At 45.4% G+C, this 20,112-nt stretch carries 18 protein-coding genes and 1 tRNA gene; 10 read left to right on the forward strand and 9 right to left on the reverse strand.

The genetic code is table 11. The features are described from left to right. Nucleotides 1-13: 13 nt before the first annotated feature. The 5 genes from CCC70_RS00880 to nagB all read left to right on the forward strand — a co-directional run bounded on the left by CCC70_RS00880 (nt 14) and on the right by nagB (nt 5,434). Nucleotides 14-1,369: an ABC transporter substrate-binding protein gene (locus CCC70_RS00880; protein WP_059086268.1), complete on the forward strand. Its 1,356-nt coding sequence runs from the start codon at nt 14-16 to the stop codon at nt 1,367-1,369. Nucleotides 1,370-1,459: 90 nt separating this feature from the next. Beyond that, a complete protein-coding gene (locus tag CCC70_RS00885) occupies nt 1,460-2,380 on the forward strand; it encodes a carbohydrate ABC transporter permease (RefSeq protein WP_044962507.1) in 921 nt (306 codons plus the stop codon). A 20-nt stretch (nt 2,381-2,400) separates the two neighbouring features. Then, a complete protein-coding gene (locus tag CCC70_RS00890) occupies nt 2,401-3,246 on the forward strand; it encodes a carbohydrate ABC transporter permease (protein WP_021653145.1) in 846 nt (281 codons plus the stop codon). A gap of 30 nt (nt 3,247-3,276) precedes the next feature. Further along, nucleotides 3,277-4,587, forward strand: coding sequence for an alpha-L-fucosidase (locus tag CCC70_RS00895; RefSeq protein WP_021653144.1), 1,311 nt, complete (start codon nt 3,277-3,279; stop codon nt 4,585-4,587). 103 nt (nt 4,588-4,690) lie between these two features. Beyond that, nucleotides 4,691-5,434: a glucosamine-6-phosphate deaminase gene (gene nagB / locus CCC70_RS00900; RefSeq protein ID WP_015525385.1), complete on the forward strand. Its 744-nt coding sequence runs from the start codon at nt 4,691-4,693 to the stop codon at nt 5,432-5,434. 658 nt (nt 5,435-6,092) lie between these two features. Here nagB and CCC70_RS00905 read toward each other — a convergent pair. The 9 genes from CCC70_RS00905 to CCC70_RS00945 form a co-directional block, all read right to left on the reverse strand. Beyond that, on the reverse strand, nt 6,093-6,716 hold the full coding sequence (locus CCC70_RS00905) for a V-type ATP synthase subunit D (protein ID WP_059086266.1): 624 nt from the start codon (nt 6,714-6,716) through the stop codon (nt 6,093-6,095). A 12-nt stretch (nt 6,717-6,728) separates the two neighbouring features. Continuing rightward, a complete protein-coding gene (locus CCC70_RS00910; RefSeq protein ID WP_015525388.1) occupies nt 6,729-8,111 on the reverse strand; it encodes a V-type ATP synthase subunit B in 1,383 nt (460 codons plus the stop codon). 15 nt (nt 8,112-8,126) lie between these two features. Then, nucleotides 8,127-9,896: a V-type ATP synthase subunit A gene (locus tag CCC70_RS00915; RefSeq protein WP_118752346.1), complete on the reverse strand. Its 1,770-nt coding sequence runs from the start codon at nt 9,894-9,896 to the stop codon at nt 8,127-8,129. Then, nucleotides 9,889-10,476: a V-type ATP synthase subunit E gene (locus CCC70_RS00920; RefSeq protein ID WP_118368531.1), complete on the reverse strand. Its 588-nt coding sequence runs from the start codon at nt 10,474-10,476 to the stop codon at nt 9,889-9,891. The genes CCC70_RS00915 and CCC70_RS00920 overlap by 8 nt, the downstream gene beginning before the upstream one ends. Nucleotides 10,477-10,488: 12 nt before the next feature. Further along, nucleotides 10,489-10,797, reverse strand: coding sequence for a V-type ATP synthase subunit F (locus CCC70_RS00925; RefSeq protein WP_118368530.1), 309 nt, complete (start codon nt 10,795-10,797; stop codon nt 10,489-10,491). Between the two features lies 1 nt (nt 10,798). Beyond that, nucleotides 10,799-11,230, reverse strand: coding sequence for an ATP synthase subunit C (locus tag CCC70_RS00930; protein WP_015525392.1), 432 nt, complete (start codon nt 11,228-11,230; stop codon nt 10,799-10,801). A 67-nt stretch (nt 11,231-11,297) separates the two neighbouring features. Beyond that, the gene (locus CCC70_RS00935) at nt 11,298-13,238 is read right to left on the reverse strand and encodes a V-type ATP synthase subunit I (protein ID WP_044962505.1); all 1,941 of its coding nucleotides are present in this window, start codon (nt 13,236-13,238) and stop codon (nt 11,298-11,300) included. 18 nt (nt 13,239-13,256) lie between these two features. After that, nucleotides 13,257-14,300, reverse strand: coding sequence for a V0D/AC39 family V-type ATPase subunit (locus tag CCC70_RS00940; protein ID WP_021653135.1), 1,044 nt, complete (start codon nt 14,298-14,300; stop codon nt 13,257-13,259). Nucleotides 14,301-14,319: 19 nt separating this feature from the next. Beyond that, a complete protein-coding gene (locus CCC70_RS00945) occupies nt 14,320-14,640 on the reverse strand; it encodes a hypothetical protein (RefSeq protein WP_173723319.1) in 321 nt (106 codons plus the stop codon). A 629-nt stretch (nt 14,641-15,269) separates the two neighbouring features. On the opposite strand from CCC70_RS00945, the gene trmB reads away from it, so the two are divergent. The 5 genes from trmB to CCC70_RS00970 all read left to right on the forward strand — a co-directional run bounded on the left by trmB (nt 15,270) and on the right by CCC70_RS00970 (nt 20,095). Next, nucleotides 15,270-15,926, forward strand: coding sequence for a tRNA (guanosine(46)-N7)-methyltransferase TrmB (gene trmB / locus CCC70_RS00950; RefSeq protein WP_110103698.1), 657 nt, complete (start codon nt 15,270-15,272; stop codon nt 15,924-15,926). Nucleotides 15,927-15,936: 10 nt separating this feature from the next. Continuing rightward, nucleotides 15,937-17,265, forward strand: a complete 1,329-nt coding sequence (locus CCC70_RS00955; RefSeq protein ID WP_138276701.1) for an MATE family efflux transporter — start codon at nt 15,937-15,939, stop codon at nt 17,263-17,265. 114 nt (nt 17,266-17,379) lie between these two features. After that, nucleotides 17,380-17,553, forward strand: a complete 174-nt coding sequence (locus CCC70_RS00960; RefSeq protein ID WP_158293305.1) for a hypothetical protein — start codon at nt 17,380-17,382, stop codon at nt 17,551-17,553. A 94-nt stretch (nt 17,554-17,647) separates the two neighbouring features. Then, nucleotides 17,648-17,720 (forward strand) — tRNA-Lys (locus CCC70_RS00965). An 812-nt stretch (nt 17,721-18,532) separates the two neighbouring features. Further along, complete coding sequence (locus CCC70_RS00970; protein WP_118368526.1) at nt 18,533-20,095, forward strand: alanine/glycine:cation symporter family protein; 1,563 nt, start codon at nt 18,533-18,535, stop codon at nt 20,093-20,095. The last annotated feature ends 17 nt before the right edge of the window (nt 20,096-20,112 follow it).

Genomic DNA, 20,112 nt, shown 5'->3' on the forward strand with positions numbered 1-20,112 from the left:
GGAGGATTTATTCATGAAGAAACGAATGAAAAAAGTTGCAACACTGTGTCTCGCCGGTGTAACAGCAATGTCAACAGTAGGCGTAACAGGAAGCGCCGTATTTGCAAAAGGTGACACAAACTACGATGTAGACAATATGGATTTTGAAAACGTTGAGCTTCGTGTAGCATTCAGATTTAACAACGGATCTGATACAGACGGACAGGCTAAATGGTATTACAAAGCACTTGAAGAGTTCAATAAAGAGAACGAAGGAAAGATCCATGTAACAGATGAGAGTATTTCTACAGAGTCTGATTACGAAGAGAAGCTTACAACAGATTTCGCTTCCGGTAATGTACCGAACGCATTCCTTCAGTATGGCGGAAGCCGTACAAGAGAGTATGTAGATGCAGGATATATACTGGATCTGACACCATACTTTGAACAGTATCCGGAATGGAAAGAGGGAGTTCAGGATTTTGCATGGGAGACAACACAGTTTGACGGCATTGAAGGAACCTATGGTATTCCGTGGTCCGCTTATCAGCTCTGTCTCTACTACAACAAAGATTACCTTGATCAGGTTGGCGTAGATGTTCCGGAGTCCTGGGATGATCTTGTTGATGCCTGCGCAAAATTAAAAGATGCAGGAATCCAGCCATTCAACTACTCTGACAAAGATAACTATCACTTCGAGCATCTGATGAGTGCTCTTGCTCTGAAAGCTTACGGAACAAGCATCGCAGATGATCTTGCAAGCGACAAAGAGGCTTACAACGGCGAGAAGATGGTTGCAATCTATCAGAAGATGAAAGATATGATTGATGCAGGATACTGGGGAGACGGAATCCTCAGCACAGACTTCAACACAGAGAGAAATATGTTCGAGGCAGGAAAAGCTGCATTCACAGTTGACGGAACATGGAACTGCGGTAACTTCCAGAATGACTCCGATACAACTCTCTTCGATGCTCAGAAGATCGGTGTTACAAGAATTCCTTATATCGACGAAGCAAACAAGACTGTAGAGATGGGCGGCGGTTCTGATACATACTACATCACTACATTAAACAAGAGCGATGAGGAAATCGCAGCAACTGTTAAATTCATCAAATACCTTACAAGTGTAGATTCCATCAACGAAATGTGCAAATCCAGCCCGACAACATATGCTGAGAAGGTTACGATTGATACAGGTAACTATCTGCTTGACGATGTAAATGCGATCATGGCTGAGAATACAGAGTCTAAACTTGAGATTCCTACATATGACAGCAACACAGCAGCTATGGATACAATCCGTAATTCTCTTCAGGCATTAGCGACAGGCGCAAGTGCACAGGAAGTTGGAGACGATATCGTTGACAAAATGTCTGCTTACGAATAAAGAGAATTTTGACTGAACGCATGATGTGTGGATAAGAGAAACAGGGGGAAGCATCATCTGCTTCCCCTTGTTTATTACGGAGGTATACATATGGCAGGTAAATCTGTACCAAAGGTAAAACAGAAGCTGGATAAAAAAGATCTTACGCTTTCTTTAGCGTTCCTTCTTCCGGCAATTTTAATAACTGTTATTTTTGTCATCTACCCTGTTTTTGATACCGTAGGCTTATCATTCCGTAAATGGAACGGTATGTTTGGTGCGGCAAAGCAATGGGTAGGACTTGAGAACTATCAGAAGATTTTTTCAGATAAGCTGTTCTGGAATGCAATGCTCAACAGTGTGTACTTTATGATCGGTGGTTTCGTTATCCTGATGCCGCTTTCATTTGGTCTCGCAATGCTGGTAACTGCAAAGATCAAGGGAACCGGATTCTTCAGAACCTGCTACTTCCTTCCGAATATGTTAGGAACAACAGCAGTAGCCCTGATGTGGACATTTATGTTAAATCCGAACTTTGGTATCTTTAATACCATTGAAAATATTTTCGGCCTTCATGGTACGATCCCTGATGTGCTGACGATAAAGACTGTAAACGTCTGGATCGTTGTTCTGGTAAACGAATGGATGTATGCCGGATATAACATGCTGATCTTTGCAGCTGGTCTGGTGGCGATCCCTGATGAGTTAAATGAGGCTGCAGCGCTGGATGGTGCTACAGGATGGCAGAGGATCCGCTATATCATCCTTCCTCTGATGAAAAACTCCTTCAAGGTATTCTCTATTTTGTGTATTACAGGATGTCTGAAAGTATTCGATATCATCTGGGCAATGACAAGAGGAGGCCCGAACGATATCAGCTCCACACCTTCAATCATGCTTTATACACAGGGATTCTCCTATAAGCTGTTCGGACGAAGCAGTGCATACGGCGTTATTCTGTTAGTGCTGGGTGTTGTGCTGAGTCTTGTGACCAATCATTTGTTCCGTGAAGATAAAGATCTTGCAATGTAGGCGGAAGGAGAAGAGACGATATGGAAAAAACAGCTAATAAACAGAAAATGCATGGAGGAAAGATAGCGCTGTACATTATCGCGATCCTGTGGACAGTTGTTACACTGTTTCCGGTAGTAGTGACCGTAATGGCTTCCTTCAAAACAAACTCAGAGATTTACCTGAACCTGTTAAGCTTCCCTAAGAAGATTATGTTCCAGAACTATATCAGCGCAAACAAAACAGCGGATGCATTGAATACCATCAAGAACTCCCTGGTTGTAGCGACTCTGACAACTGTATTTAATACTGTAGTCGGAATGATGGCAGCATACATCTTATCAAGAAAAGATTACAAATTCCTGAAATGGGTATATGTATTCTTCATGATCGGAGTAATGGTTCCGGTTCACTGTACACTGATCCCGATCAACAACATTGCAACAGCATTAAATGCAAAGAACAACCTGTTCTTCCTGATCCTGATCTATGTTGCGTTTGGTATGTCCCAGGCGATATTCCTTTATACAGGATTCATGGATGGAATCTCCAGGAACCTGGATGAGGCGGCGATCATTGATGGATGTAACAACTGGCAGCTGCTGTGGAAGATCCTTTTCCCTGTTTGCAAGCCGATCATCGCAACAGAGGCGATCTTCGTATTCATCTATGGATACAGTGAACTTGTATTCTCCATGATCCTGATGACAGATACCAAATATTTCACAGTTTCACGTGCGATGCTGAACTTCTCTTCTGCACATACACAGGAGATCGGAAGTCAGTTTGCATATGTAGTAATGTCCGTAATTCCGATGCTTATCATTTACATCGTGTTCCATAAACAGATTGAAAAAGGTATGCTTTCCGGAGCTATCAAAGGCTGATGCTTTTAATCTAAACAGGAGGAAAAAATCATGTATCAGTTTGACAGAAAAGAATATGAAAAACGTATGGAGTGGTACCAGGATGCCCGTTTTGGAATGTTTATCCACTGGGGATTATATTCTATCCCTGCAAGAGGCGAGTGGGTACGAAGCGTAGAGGAAATACCTGAGGAAGAATATCTTCCGTTTATGAAAGAATTTGATGCAAGGGACTACAATCCGAAGCAGTGGGCAAAAGAGGCCAAGGCTGCAGGTATGAAATATGTAGTCCTGACAGCGAAGCATCACGACGGCTTCTGCTTATTTGACAGTAAATATACAGATTACAAGGTAACAAACACACCGGCAGGAAGAGACCTGATCAAGGAGTATGTAGAGGCGCTTCGTGAGGAAGGCCTTAAGGTTGGAATCTATTTCACACTGCTTGACTGGCATCATCCGGATTATCCGCATTACGGAGACCGTATCCATCCGATGAGAAACCACAAAGAGTGCGGAAATGAGAACCGTGATTTCTCACGTTATACAGAATATCTGTATAATCAGGTAGAAGAGATCTGTACAAACTACGGACAGATCGATATCATCTGGTTTGATTTCTCCTACGACGATATGAGAGGGGAAAAATGGGGCGCAACCAAGCTGATCAACATGGTGCGCAGCTTACAGCCGCAGGTTATCATCGATAACCGCCTGGAAGCCAGCGGAGAGGGAAGAGGATCCCTGTATGAGTGTGATCCGACACCGTACCATGGCGATTTCGTAAGCCCTGAGCAGATCATCCCGCCGGAAGGAATCTGCGATAAGGAAGGCAACCCGATGGTCTGGGAAGCATGCTTCACCATGAACAACAACTGGGGATACTGTGCAAACGATCATTATTACAAACCGGCTTCCATGCTGATCAAGAAGCTGGTAGAGTGTGTTTCCAAGGGTGGAAATATGATCCTGAACGTAGGACCGGATGCCAAAGGTAAATTCCCGAAGGAATCTTCTGCGATCCTGGCTGAGATCGGTCGCTGGATGGATAAGAATCATGACAGTATCTACGGCTGTGTACCGGCTGAAAACATTCCGAAGCCGGATTACGGACGTATCACCAGAAACGGAAACAAATACTATGTGCATATTTATGAGAATACACTGGGACCACTTCCGCTTCTGGGATTTGATAAGGATAAGATCGTGAAGGTGCGTGCACTGGATGACGGACATGAGGTGCCAATCTCCAACGCATGGATGCACAGCGATTACCCGGATATCGCATTCGTTGATCTGGGACCTGACCCGGTACTTCCGGACCCGGTAGACTATGTTCTCGAAGTAGAGATGGCTGAGTAAAAAAACGAATCAATAATAAAAAAGAACGACAGGAAAAGCAGGAGTTATGTGAATCTCAGTTATCCGGTTGTTCTTTTTTACCATAAGGAGAAGGGAAAAGATTATGATCATTTATACAGGAAAAGATTACTATGACGTAAGTAGAAAAGCGGCAAACATCATGTCTGCACAGATCATCATGAAGCCAAACGCTGTTCTCGGACTTGCTACAGGCTCCACACCGGTGGGAATGTACAAGCAGCTGATCGAGTGGTACAAAAAAGGAGATCTGGACTTTTCGCAGATCACATCCGTAAATCTTGATGAATACAAAGGACTTTCCGGAGACAACGATCAGAGTTATCGTTATTTTATGAACACAAATCTGTTTGACCATGTAAATATCGATAAGGCAAGAACCTATGTGCCAAACGGACTGGAAGAGGACAGTGAGAAAGCCTGTGCGGATTACAATGAGATCATCCGCAGCGTGGGTGGTATCGATATGCAGCTGCTTGGAATCGGCGGAAATGGCCACATCGGCTTCAACGAGCCGGGTGCAGCATTTGAGAAGGAGACTCACTGCGTAGACCTTACGGAGAGCACCATCAAGGCAAATGCAAGATTCTTTGAGACTATGGATGATGTGCCGAAGCAGGCATATACCATGGGTATCAAAAACATCATGACTGCAAAGAAAATCCTTCTGGTCGCTACCGGAGAGGCAAAGGCAGATGCCCTTTACAAATCTCTCTACGGACCGATCACGCCCAACGTGCCGGCATCTATCCTGCAGCTTCACCCGGATGTGACGGTAGTGGCCGATGAAGGCGCTTTAAAGCTGATCCGTGAGAAGGGACTGCTGTAAGATAAATATCTGCCTGATCAAAAGAAAAAGCTTCGATCCAATTCTCATTGTGAGAAAGGACCGGAGCTTTTTTTGATACTTTCCGGACGTATTTTGAGAACGGCTGGAAACATGCAGATGAAGGAATCAGCAGCCCCAAAATACCATTATGGCAATATGCACAAAACTTGTCGAACCATGGTGGATAAGTGAAAAACTTTCCAAAAAGTTTTCCACATGACAAAAATCCGCAAATCCGCCAATAATCAAGTTATGCACAAATTTATCCACATTATCCACAAGGATAACCATGTGGATGACCTGATTTACATAAATAAATTTAAACATATGTTTTGTGTAAAATGATAAAATTGTAAAAAATGGGAAAAAAGTTTTTAAAACTATTGACATTTTTAAATTCTAAATATCATAAAATTTATTGCAAAAAAGACATAATATAAAAGAATAAAAACAAATAATCAGATAATAATAAATGAATTCTTGAAAAACTAATCTATTTAAAAGAGGGACTATCGGATGTATGGAAATGAGGATAAAAAAGAACAGTGCCCAGTTAAAACGATCACTGCAAGGTGTTGAAAAGTCATTTTCAGGTGTGGATAAATGTGGATAACCAAAAAATCCTCCGCAGAACCGGAAAGATCTGCGGAGGATTTTTTTAACTATTTTGTTTCATACGTTTGATCACCTTCAGACGAGTAAACTCTTCACGCTCTTTTTCTTCCAGAGCATTGGTGATATCTCTGGTGAGAGTTTCGTATCTGGGGATGGTGATGTTTTTCAGCGCATTGGCACGCTTCTGGGTTTTTTTGATGTTGGTGGCAAGACGGATGGCGGCGTTTTCGATCATGGAGAGCTGGATGGACAGCTCCTTTACACGCTCGAAGGCTGCCTTGGCCTCGTCCAGGGACAGCTTGGTGCTGTAGTAGGCGTAGGTCGGCGTGTTGCCTGCTTTTTTGTCATATTCCACAAGAGGGATCTCGGTTCCCATGACACTCCTGGTTTTGATCCGGATGGAATCTTCCACAGGAACGGTATGAGAGATCTGGTCTACGAAAGCGATTCCAATTTCCATATTTGCCTTCTGAAGAGCCGCATAAGCGGTACGGAAGGTCTCATCGATCTGGGACTGGATATCCTTTGCCTGATCGATCAGCTCCATCATTTCACGGATCAGGATATTACGCTTTTTGTCCATAAGCTCATAGCCCTGTTTGGAAAGAGCCAGAGAGTTTTTTGCAAGTATGAGATTTCCCTTGGTGGGAAAGGTATTCGGATCCATAAAATCACCTCACTAACGGACGGTTTCTCTGTAATACTGATCCAGAACTTTGGTATCGATACGGTCGAGCTCTTCTCTTGGAAGAAGGCCAAGAAGCTCCCAGCCCTTATCCAGAGTTTCGATGATGCTTCGATTCTCTGTTTCTGACTGTCCTACAAATTCTGCCTCGAAGGCTTTTCCGAATACAAGGTACTGCTTATCCAGCGGAGAAAGCTCATCCTCACCGATAACGGATGCCAGAGCTCTTGCATCGCCTACCTTTGCGTAGCAGGAGAAGAGCTGGTTGGCAACATCCTGATGATCAGCACGTGTGAAGCCTTCACCGATACCGTCCTTCATCAGACGGGACAGGGATGGCAGAACATTGATCGGCGGATAGATCGCCTGACCGTGAAGCTGGCGGTCCAGTACGATCTGGCCTTCTGTGATATATCCGGTAAGGTCGGGGATCGGGTGTGTGATGTCGTCGTTTGGCATGGTCAGGATTGGGATCTGGGTTACAGAACCGGTGCCGCCACGGACGATTCCCGCACGCTCGTAAAGGGTTGCAAGCTCACTGTACAGATATCCGGGATAACCCTTTCGGGAAGGGATCTCACCCTTGGAGGAGGAAACCTCTCGCATGGCCTCACAGAAGGAGGTGATATCAGTCAGGATTACCAGGATATGCATGCCTTTTTCAAAAGCAAGATACTCAGCGGCAGTGAGGGCGATCTTCGGTGTCAGAAGACGCTCTACAACCGGATCGTTTGCAAGGTTCAAAAACATCACAACGTGGTCGGACGCACCGCTTTCTTCGAAGGTCCTGCGGAAGAATTCCGCTACGTCGTATTTCACACCCATTGCTGCAAAAACAATGGCGAATTTTTCATCGGAGTCTGCTCCCAGGGAAGCCTGCTGAACGATCTGTGCAGCCAGCTTATCATGTGGAAGACCGTTACCGGAAAAGATCGGAAGCTTCTGGCCGCGGATCAGTGTGGTCAGTCCGTCAATAGCGGAGATACCGGTGTTGATATAGTTTCGTGGATATTCACGGGTTACCGGATTCAGCGGAAGCCCGTTAATGTTCAGGCTGACCTCCGGTGTGATCTCGCCAAGCCCGTCAATGGGCTGGCCGATACCGTTAAAGGTACGTCCCAGGATCTCAGGAGAAAGCCCGATCTCCATAGGATGTCCGGTAAGACGTGTGTGTGTATTGCCGAGGGACATATTGTCAGTTCCCTCAAAAACCTGGATAACGGCCTTGTCCTCATAGATTTCCACGATACGGCCGATCTTCTGGGTGCCGTCCTCCATGTGGAATTCCACGATCTCCTCGTAAGATGCGTTTTTTACACCCTCAAGGACAACAAGAGGGCCGTTTATTTCACTCAGGCCAAGATATTCGATTGCCATAAACTGATCCCTCCTTTAACCGTTTCTTTCCAGTACATTGTCGTAGAAGCGGTCGATATCTTTATGATATTCATCAAAACGCTCCAGCTCTTTGTTTGGAACTTCGTATTTGATGGCGATGATACGTTCAAAGATCTTATCCTCTTTCAGTACGGAAACCGGCATGCCACGGTTTACAAGAGCACGGCATTTCTCGTAGAGATAGAGGATGGTTTCCATCATCAGGAACTGTTTTTCCATAGGAACACTGGTGTCTTCCTGGTGGAAAGCGTTCTGCTGCAGGAAACCCAGACGGATGACTCTGGCGATCTCCAGCGTCAGTTTCTGGTCATCCGGAAGAACGTCGCTTCCGATCAGTTTGACGATTTCCATAAGAGAACTTTCCTGATTGAGGATTGCCATGATCTGGTTTCTGTCGTAGACGAATTTCGGGGAAACATGCTCTCTGTACCAGGGAGTCAGGTCCTCCAGATATTCGCTATAACTGGTCAGCCACTGGATAGCAGGGAAATGGCGGGCATAGGCAAGGGCCTTGTCCAGTCCCCAGAAGCAGCGGACAAATCGTTTCGTATTCTGTGTAACAGGCTCGGAGAAATCACCACCCTGAGGGGAAACTGCACCGATAATGGATACGGAACCCTCTGTTCCGTTCAGGTTCTGCATCATTCCCGCGCGCTCATAGAAGGCGGAAAGCTTACTTGCCAGATATGCAGGGAAGCCTTCCTCTGCAGGCATCTCCTCCAGACGTCCGGAAAGCTCACGGAGAGCCTCGGCCCATCGGGATGTGGAGTCTGCCATGATTGCTACATCATAACCCATATCACGGTAATATTCCGCAAGTGTAACACCTGTGTAGATGGAAGCCTCACGGGCTGCAACCGGCATGTTGGAGGTGTTGGCGATCAGTGTGGTACGGTCCATCATCAGGTTTCCGGATTTCGGGTCGATCAGTTTGCTGAAGTCCTCGAGAACCTGTGTCATCTCGTTTCCACGCTCGCCGCAGCCGATATAGATGATGATATCTGCGTCAGACCACTTGGCGATCTGGTGCTGTGTCATGGTTTTTCCTGTTCCGAATCCACCGGGAACTGCGGCAGTGCCTCCCTTGGCAATAGGGAAAAGGGTATCCAGGATTCGCTGACCGGTAAGGAGTGGAACGCTGGCCGGGAAACGCTTGTAGGTCGGTCGTGGAACACGGATCGGCCATTTCTGGGCAAGTGCCAGTTCTTTTTCAGTTCCGTCATCAAGGCGGATGGTAACAATGGGCTCCAGAACGGTATAGGCACCGTCAGGAGCTGCATGGATAACGGTTCCGTGTGTGATCGTGGGCGGAACCATGGATTTGTGAAGGATGGAGGCGGTTTCCTGTGTCTCGGCAATAACCGTGCCTGCACCGATGACGTCACCTTCCTTTACGGTAATGTGGGTTTCCCATTTTTTTTCTGTGTCAAGAGAGTCAACGCTGACACCACGGGAAATATATTTTCCAGAGGCCTGGGCAATCTCTGCCAGAGGTCTCTGGATACCATCAAAAATATTGTGGATGATTCCCGGACCAAGGAGAACGGAAATAGCGTCTCCTGTTCCGATAACAGTTTCTCCGGGTTTCAGCCCTGTAGTTTCCTCAAAAACCTGTATGGTCGTCATATGTTTCTTAAGACCGATGACTTCTCCAACCAGTTTTTCGGGGCCTACATAGACCATCTCGGAGATCTTGAAGCCGGTGTCGCCCTTGAGGTAGATAACAGGACCGTTAACACCGTAGATAATACCTGTTTTACTCATGTGCTGGACCTCCGTCAAATTTGAATTCTCTGTAAGCTGCCTGATAGCCTTCCTCAAAGGAATTGTCGATGAGGATATTTTTTTCAGGGATTATCGCCTTGATCCCGCCGATAAAGGATTCATCGGAAACCTTCAGCGGGAAACCGGTCTTTACAGTGAGAGACTTCAGACGGGGTTCATCTTCTTTTGAAAGATAGATCTGGATCTCATCGTGTTCCGCGAAGCAGACAGCTTCCTCGATCTTTGTACAAAGATATTCTTCATAGCGGGGAGATTCCATGAATTTCAGGATCTGTACCCGGACATCTGCAAAAAGTTTTTCTTTTAAGCGGCTCTGTCTGGCAGTCCAGTTTCGCCGGATGTGAAGCTGCTCTGCGGAAAGTGCCTTGTTGATCTCACGCTTTGCGTTTGCGATCTCGGCTTTGCGGGAACTGGCAGCATTTCCCAGAGACATTTTTTTATGTTCCTCCAGTGCGGCATCCAGGGCTTCCTTGTGTTCCCGGACATCTTTTTCCGCCTGACGGCGTGCTTCGTCCACGGAGGTGTCATAGAAGTGTGTAAGCTTCTCTTCAATTGTCATAATATCACCTGCCTATAATTTTAATCCGATGGCCTCATTTACATAAGATGTAATGAAATCAGGTCTGCGGCCGGTACCATGTCTGTCAGGAATTTCAATGATGAGAGGTGTTTTGTGATGAAGCTTGACATCATCAATGATCTCAGGAAACTCCCGGCCGAATTTTTCGGTCAGGAGTATGATTCCAATCTCTTTGTCTGCGATGGTGCGCTCCAGAGCTTCCTTCAGCTCGTCGTGCTTATGAACGATCACACCCTCTACACCGGCCAGTCTCATTCCTGTCAGAGTATCAATATTGTCACTGATCAGATACATTTTCATATCAAAGTTTACCCAGGATCATGAAGGAGATGATCAGTCCATAAAGAGCAACACCTTCGGCAAGACCTACGAAGATAAGAGATTTACCAAGGATGCTCTGATCCTCACTGATCGCTCCAAGTGCTGCGCTTGCCGCACTGGCAACGGCAATACCACCACCGATACAGGAAAGTCCGGTAACAAGTGCTGCTGCGATGTAACCCATACCTGTTGCAAGGCCTGCGTCAGCGCCTGTAGCAGCCTGTACGGAAGCTCCGCCTGCAAATGTTACTGCAATGGCAACAAGCATGATCCCGAAGAAGAAAAAGGCGTTGACACCAAGAGCTGTTTTGTAGCGGCCGCGGCTTTTTTCGCCGAGAAGATAATAACCAAATGGAAGAATGATGCTGAGTACAAGTGCAACTGCGATTGTGATCTGTGTAATGACTGTCATGATGATGACCTCCTTAATATTCGTTTAATTGAATGCCCGGATCAGAATGCGTTCCGACTCTGGCATTTTATTTGTTTTTTGAGCAGAACGGCTCGAATTTCCGTCCGCTGCCCTTGTAAAAACGGCTGAACATTTCGTAATATTCCAGACGGAGTACCTGGATACCTACGATCAGGCCCTCCATAGCGCATACGAACAGGTTTCCGAGAATGATGACGATCCAGTTCGGACTGCCGTTCTCCGCGCCTGCAAGCATAAGTACAACCTCCATCATAGCTGCGTGGCTGACTGCAAAAGCACCGATACGCACGAAGGAGAGTGTATTGGAAAAGTAGCTCAGGATAACCTCGAACAGTTCAAAGATACCCTGTACGATAAACATGCCTTTTTCTTTTGGCATAACCTCGGCCTTTTTTTCTACCAGGTTTGTAAGAGGCTCCTTGAAGAAAATAAGAAGCAGCGGTAAACCAAACATAATGGCAAGGACTGCACCACCCGGAACTGCATGCCCGGATACAAAGAGTCCGATGCAGAGAACTGCGGAGCCATAAAATACAAGTCCTGCCACAGCGTTGGTGTCAAACCAGGTTTTTTCAACATCATGCGTCTTAAAGGAATTGATGATGTTGAAAACCATACACAGGAGGATGATTCCCATGCCGAAGCCGATGGCAACGATAAATACGGTATTCAGTTTTCCGATAAAAGGTATGGTCGTCATACTGTCCACAGGCCGCAGCCACAGAGCAGGTATGACATCCTCAAATCCAAAGATACTTCCGAACATCAGACCGAAAAATGTGGAAAAGACTCCGGCGCAGCTGATGATTCCGGCAAGATCGATATGCTTCAGCTTGTACAGGAGCAATCCTCCGATAAAGAGCAGGAGTCCCTGTCCTGCATCACCGAACATGGCTCCGAAAATAAAGGAGTAGGTGATGGCAACAAACCAGGTAGGGTCCATCTCGCCATAGGCGGGAAGTCCGTACATTTTTACATACATTTCAAAGGGCTTGAAAAGTTTCGGGTTTTTCAGCTTGGTCGGCGGCTGATGGTTCTGGTCGTGCTCCGGCGTATTGGTATCTTCTCCGTCTACCAGGCAGAAGATTTTTTCGTCGGATGAGATATCGGCTTGAAAAGCTCTGGTGTCGGCTTCTGTCATCCATCCGCAGAGAATATAGAAATTTTCATGCTTTCCGGTGCAGGCTGCCGCTTTCCGGACATCGAAATTTCTGGAAAACTGAAGAAGTGTGTTTCTGGCGGTAACGATGGTTTCTGCCTGATCCGCAAGAAATCTCTGGTATTTCTGTTTCTGTGCTTCCAGATGCTTCAGGGCATCCTCGTATTGTTTGCTTACGCTTGAAAATGCCTGCTGGGCAGTTCCGGTATAATTATCCGGCACAAAGATCTTTTCAAAGTGCATAGAAGAGTAGGCGGCATCAATTTTGTGCGCATCATGCTTCGGTACGAAGTAAACGCCCCAGACGTATTGGTCATCTTCATCGCATTTAAGGAAGATCGTGTTCAGATTGTCGTAAATATATTTCTTGAATTTCTCATAATACTGTTTCTCGATACGTCCGAAATGAAAATGGATATACTTCAGATGAAGTATGGATGAAATATCATAATCAATATTTCGGAAGGGACGTATGATCCGCAGTGATTCTTCCAGAGAGGAACATTTTTCTTCCAGTTCGGACTGTTCCTTCTGGAGCTGATCCGCCTGGGAGCGGATCTCCTTTACTGTGGAAAGTGCTGTTTCAATACCCGGGCTTCTGTTGGAAGTGGACGGAGGAGTTTTCAGCTCCTCATAAATGGTATTGATGGAATTTAAGGCATCTCTGTAGGGGTTGACATCCAGGAAAGGCGTCAGACTTTCTACTGTGGTCAGCTCTGAGAGAGCGTTTTCCAGATGGATCTCGTACTTGCACAGGTAGGTGTTTACAACCCGGTCGATATCTGCCTTGGGACCGGTGATGCTCAGAAAATTCATTTTTTCAATCACGTTGCTACCTCCTGGTTATTAACCGTTGCGTATATAACGCAGGGATTGTTCTGGGTCCACGCCATAGCGCACGCATTCAAGGGCAATGGTCAGACGGTTGACTTCATGTTCTTTGTGATATAAATAGGAATAGATGACTGCTACGGAATAGGGATCCTTGCGTGCTTCCTGTTCCAGTATGCTGCGAAGAATATAGTTATAAAATTCTTCCAGACTGGCGACGGTCAGCTGTTCGTATTTCTTACCATAATAAGTTCCATTGAAGATACGACGGAACTCTTCTGGTGTAGGGGCCTCCACAAGGGTGGTGATCTCCTCTTTGCGGAGCTTGTAGTTCATGGGGACCAGCAATGCGTAAATAGCAGCCGGTTCCATCTGAAAGCAGCGTTTGGAGCGCTGGATGAACTGCAGGTTCAGCATATCGAATTTTTCACCGTAAGCCTTGGTGATCTGTTTCAGATCGTTACCTTTGAAAAGCTTCTTCCGCACATTCCAGATCTGTGAAAAATACGAAAGGTCAAGTGCCATGCCGAAGTCAAAAAGCGTGGCATTTCCACGTTCGTTGACCTGAGACAGCGGAATAAAAAAATCATTTCCCTTCAGTGCCGCAATGAATTCATCCATATTGGTGCAGGCGGTAAGCCTGTCAATGTCCAGCTTGGAATGATGTCTGAAAAAATCGCGGTAGGGAGAAATATCTACGGGATCGGTGTCCCGGTGGTCAAAGAGATTCGTCATGATTTCTTTCAGGACGCGGATCTCATAACGCTTCGAGTAAAGCGACAGGAACGTTCGCTGTTCCTGATTTGCAAAGTGGTAAAGCCTTGAAAAATTCAGGAAGATGGATTTCTTCAGGAGTTTTTCTATCTGTCCGCGGTGAAGATCATTTTCATCGAGACCGGACCAGATATTCTGATATTCGGGAGTCCGTTTCAGGTAGGCTGTTACCTGGGGGACATTGGGAAGCTGAACGATTTCTTCCAGCTGCTCATCTGTCACAAGCCTGCTCTGCATGGCGCGGATTTTGGTGGAGAGTCCGCTGTATGAGAGGACAGAGCCCATTGAATCACTTCCTTTCCCTTCAGGTTTCGGTGATGCCTGTTATTTTCTGAAACAGCTCGCTGCAAAGACTTTCGTGATGGGCTTCGTAATAGGCGTCCAGCCTGGAAAGCTGGTCTTCGGTTTCTGCACGAAGCTCATTGATCCGGGCGTCTTTCTCACGGGCCAGATCTTCACGGATCTTCCGGATCTCGTCGCTGGTTTCTTTTTCAAGTGAAGCGTCGAATTCCTTCGTCTGTTTTTCTGCTTCTTCCGAGAGAGCCTGTTTCTGTCGCACAGCGTCCTGCATGATGGCATTGGCTGTAGCTTCGATTTCCGAAAGCTTATTTAGGATTTGTTCCATAGCGCCCTCCTTATTTGTTTATAGTTTATAATTGATTTTTATATGATACACCTTTTTTATGGTAAAAACAACTAAAAAATTGTTAAATTTTTTGCAATTATTGAATAAATATGTTCAAAAAGAGACGAAAAAAAGAAATTTGTTTATTAGACGATGATTGAGTTTTGGGAAAAAATGAAAACCGCAAAGGGGCCGTAAAGCCACGGCCCCTCTGCACACCCCTCGGGCTTTTTTTAGGAGTTCTTGGTTGTGGCGGTGTGAGGTTGTTGACTTGTGTATGTATGCTGCGGTGTTGGATGTGTGAGGTTGAGCCGATGTATGTGGATGCGGATGGTGTTGGATGCGGACGGCGAGGCGCGTTGCTGTCGCCTGGTTGAGAGGGTTTGAGTGGATGCGGATGGTGTTGGAAGTGGACGGCGAGGCGCGTTGCTGTCGCCTGGTTGGTTGGGTTTGAGAGGATGCGGTGGTGTTGGGGTGGACGGCGAGGCGTTTTTGTTGTTGCTTGGTTGAGGATTTTTTTTATTTTTTGCTTGCGGCGGGGTGGGGGTTACATGTATAGTTGAGTATTGGAATGTTGTTTGATAAGAATCATTGAGACATTATTATGGAAAGATTATTGGAGGTTATTTATGAGATTACGAAATATTCCGGGTGCTAAGGATGCTATTTTGGATTGTGAGTGGGTAATTGATGAGCCGGAGAGGTTTAAAGGAAAGTGGAATGAGGTTTTTGGAGTGAAGAGACCGCTTTTTCTGGAAGTTGGTATGGGGAAGGGGCGTTTTCTGATGGATATGGCAAGACTTCATCCGGAGAGAAATTTTGTGGGAATTGAGATGTATGACAGTGTGCTTCTTCGGGCGCTGCAGAAGAGAGAGGAACTGGAAGCGGCAGGAGAGGAGTTTTCCAATCTTGTTTTTATCAGGGTGGATGCAAGATTGCTGCCGGAGATTTTTGAGAAGGATGAGGTTGATGGGATCTATCTGAATTTTTCGGATCCGTGGCCGAAGGCGCGTCATGCAAAGAGAAGACTTACGTCCAAGGAATTTCTGGCAAGATATGAGAAGATTTTGAAAAAAGAAGGAACTGTAGAGTTTAAGACAGATAACCGTGGTCTGTTTGAGTTTTCCCTGGAAGAGGTTAGGGATTCCGATTGGAATCTGGAGGTGTGTACCTTTGATCTTCATCATGATGAGGAGCTGGTGAAGGGAAATGTCATGACGGAATATGAGGAGAAGTTTTCTTCTATGGGAAATCCGATCTGTAAAATGGTGATCAGACAGAAATAGAGGGAATAAGATGCAGGAAGAAATTTTTGAAAAGTATCCTATACCAAAGGCATATTTTAAGCTGGCACTTCCGGTTGTGTTCAGTATGGTTATCTCACTTGTTTATAATATGGTGGATACGTATTTTATTGCAGGAACCGGCAATACGGATCTGGTGGCGGGGGTTGCCCTTGGATCGCCGATCTTTACGCTGATGATCGCGCTGGGAGATATTTTTGGACTTGGCGGCAGTTCTTTTATTTCCAGGCTTTTTGGAGAAAAAAGATACGAGGACGCAAAGCGGATCAGCGTATTCAGCTTTTATGGCGCGATCGTCAGCGGTGTTGCAGTTGCGGCTGTACTGATGATCTTCAGAAGTCTGGTATTGGGACTTCTGGGTGCAAGCGAGGCCACCTGGGAGTATGCGTCACAGTATTATACCTGTATTGCACTGGGTGCGCCGTTTATCATTGTTGCGCTGACACCGTCCAATCAGTTACGAACAGAAGGATTTGCGACGGCTTCGATGGTTGGTTCTGTACTTGGCGCAGTTGTAAACATTATTCTGGATCCGATCATGATCTTTGTACTGGGCTGGGGTGCGGCCGGCGCAGCTACAGCGACCGTGATCGGAAATGTTTGTACCGATATTTTCTTTGTATGGTTTCTTATTAAAAAGAGCAAAAATCTTTCTGTGGATCCCAGGGGATTTCACATTTCCAGGTCGGAGATCGGAGCGGTTTTTGCCATTGGTATTCCGGCTTCTATTACTAATCTGATGCAGAGCATCGGAATTGCGCTGACAAACCGAGCGTTGCTGGGATTTGGTGACGATAAGGTTGCAGCTATGGGAATCGTTATGAAAATTAATATGATCGCTGCGTTGGTCCTGGTTGGTTTTGCCTTTGGTGGACAGCCGCTGACCGGATACAATTACGGCGCGAGAAACCGCACAAGGTTGAAAGCAACTTTGAAGTTTGCATATCTTCTTGAGGGAGGAATGGCGCTTGTACTGATGGCGGTACTTGGATTTTTTGCCCCGCAGATGGTAAAGATCTTTATGAGCGATCCTTCCGTTGTGGAAAATGGCGCGCTGATGCTTCGGCTGCAGCTGGCGGGAATGTTGTGTATGGGAATCGTGCTGATCAGCACCTGTACGTTTCAGTCTGCAGGACAGGCTATGGGAGCTTTTCTGTTATCAGTGAGCAGACAGGGAGTGGTCTTTGCGGTTGTACTGATGATCGCTCTTAAGGTGGCAGGGTATCATGGCGTTCTGGCTTCTCAGGCAATCTCGGATTTCCTTACGGCAGTGCTGGCGGTGGTGCTGGTATGGCGCTGGTGGAAAAAAGTGGATTTCTAAGAGTCCGCTTTAAATACTTTGCGCAAATATCAGGAAACAGATCAGGATATTTTCATATAATAAAATATCCGTGATGTTGGAAAGGTATTTGCGCAAAGCAGGAGGCCATAAGCTTTGAAAAAAAGAAAATTCAGATCCTTGCAGCAGAATCTCCATACGGTAAGCCGCAGCATTAACAGCCAGGCTGCCCATATCAGAAATTCGTTGTCGGAAATGGAAAAAATGCTGGATAAAATTGCATCAAATGAAGATATAAAAAATAAAAAAGAAAAAAATAAAAAAAATTAAAAAAAGGTGTTGACTTTCTTCAAATCATAACGTATAATACAACATGTCTTGAGGAACGAACGAAACAAAAAACGAAAGACAAACAATTAAATAAGCGTCTTTAGCTCAGTTGGTAGAGCACCTGACTCTTAATCAGGGTGTCCAGGGTTCGAACCCCTGAAGACGCACTAAAGGCACTGTTTTTGCAGATATAGAGCTGCGGGGACGGTGTTTTTTTGTTGTGTTTATTCGGGTTTCAGGGGGGATAAGGATATCTGGGCGTGAAGTGATGCGGAGTAAATGGACCGAGATGAAAATGTCGATCATCAGATAGAATCAGAATGTCTAATATAGACACCATGATTATAGGTATAGATCCTTTTGAATAAAGAAAGGATGGTATACTATGGGAGTTTGTAAGAAGATAAAAAGGAGGGCCGGGTCTTGGAAGGGACCCGGCAGAGTATGAAAAGAAAAATAAGTAATGATCTATAAGATGAAAAAGCTTTGTGCTTTATTTGATTAATAATATACCGTCAAAATGTGATGGAACTGTGAGAAGCGTTTTAAAAATTTGTGAGGAAAGTCTAAATATCTTATAAAGTCTGATAAACTGTGAAGCAGTTATTCGGTGTAAAGCCGCGTAGCGAAGCGGATTGCGAATATCCGCTTGACTCGAATCAAGTAAGTCCCCTGCGGGGGGTGCGAAAAGCAATAGCAGTCGGTGGGGCTTGTAAGAATAGAAAATTCTGAAATTTGTACAAAAATAGTGAAAATAAATAAGACTTTTTTAAGCCGATACGGTATAATAAACCATAGCATAAAAATCCGGAGGGGAAATGAACGAGGATGGATGTGGTACACATGTTATATGAACAGGTGCGGAAATTTTTCTGAGGGGTATAAATGAATATATCTATATTTTATATTCAGCGGAAAATGTAATATCCGGAAAATGGTTCAATTCTGAGGTATTCAGATAAAAAGGGAGGAGATGGCTATGGAGAGAGTATTTGAGGCAATCAATGGAGTGTTCAGCTTTATCGGTCCACTGTCTGATTTTCTGTGGGAGTTCCCCACGAATTTTGACTGGTACAGCAGTATTCCGATTCTGGGGAATATATCATTTGCGATCATACTACTTCTTGGGTCCGGGATTTTTTTCAGTTTTAGGATCGGTTTTATGCAAGTGACTTACTTTAAAAAAGGAATCAGGACCATGACGGAGAAACGTGTTGTGGAAACAGGAATTTCGCCGCTTGCATCGTTTTTCCTGAGTTCAGCTATGCGTGTAGGACCGGGAAATATCCTGGGCGTAACAGGTGCTATTGCAGTGGGTGGACCGGGGGCCCTGTTCTGGATGTGGATATCTGCGTTTTTCGGGATGGCAGTTGCATACATGGAGGGTGTCCTTGCTCAGATTTTCAAGGAGAAGAAGGACGATGAGTTCGTAGGAGGTCTTCCTTTTTATGGGAGAAAGCTTCTTGGAAATAAGGTATGGATCGGTGTTTTTCTTTCGGTATTGTATATTCTGTATGCGCTTTGCTGTCTGCCGGCACAGGGCTTTAACGTTGTTTCATCAGTAGGACGCATGGCAGAGATCGTAACCGGAAAAACCATCCCAAGCGGATCAGCCTTCTATTATATAGTAGGTACGCTGATCGTAATCCTCACAGCAGCTATCGCATTTGGCGGAATCAAAAAAGTATCCAGATGGACAGATATGATGGTGCCGGTGATGGCAGTGCTCTATATGGTAGTAGTGTTACTTCTTATCATATTGAATTTTACCCGTATTCCGTATTTCTTCGGAAGTGTGTTTGCAGGAGCCTTTAAGCCGGATGCATTTTTTGGAGGTGTTTTTGGAACAGTTCTTGCACAGGGCGTAAAACGAGGTTTGATGTCCAATGAAGCTGGTCAGGGAACGATTACCATGTCAGCGGCAGCAGCTGACGCAAAGCATCCATGCGAGCAGGGCGTGATCGCTTCTCTGGGAGTTTTTCTTGATACCATCGTGATCTGTACACTTACCGGATTTGTGGTAGTTATGGCACATTGCTGGACGGGAGCAGATGCGGAAAGCTGGCAGGCTCTTGACAAACTTCCCAAATATACGGAGTCCATTGCTGTGCTGACTCCGGGAACTGCAATGAACGGGATCGTTACATTTCTTGTAACCTTATGTTTCTGCCTGTTTGCATTTACCTGTCTGCTTGGAATGATCAGCTTTTCGGAAATCGCAGCAAACCGTATCCGCAAGGATAAGATATGTATTAATTTTGTACGCTGTATTGGTCTTTTTGTTGCCGCATTTGGTATTCTCTGTAATATCGCAGGATTGGAGCTTGGAAATCTCTGGGCATTTTCTGATCTTGGAAATATTCTGATCGTATTTTTCAACGTACCGATCGTTTATGTCGGTGCGAAATATGTTTTCCGGGCGACCAGACATTATAAGAAGAATGATGGTACTCCGTTTACATCGGAGATAATTGGAAGAAATGACTGCGCTTACTGGGATGAGCAGGCAGAAAAAGCAGTGAAAAATTTTTCCGGAAAATAAAAAGTCCGGCGGGAGAT

Source organism: Blautia sp. LMAG:89 (assembly GCF_008679485.1).
Lineage (GTDB): Bacteria > Bacillota > Clostridia > Lachnospirales > Lachnospiraceae > Blautia_A > Blautia_A fusiformis.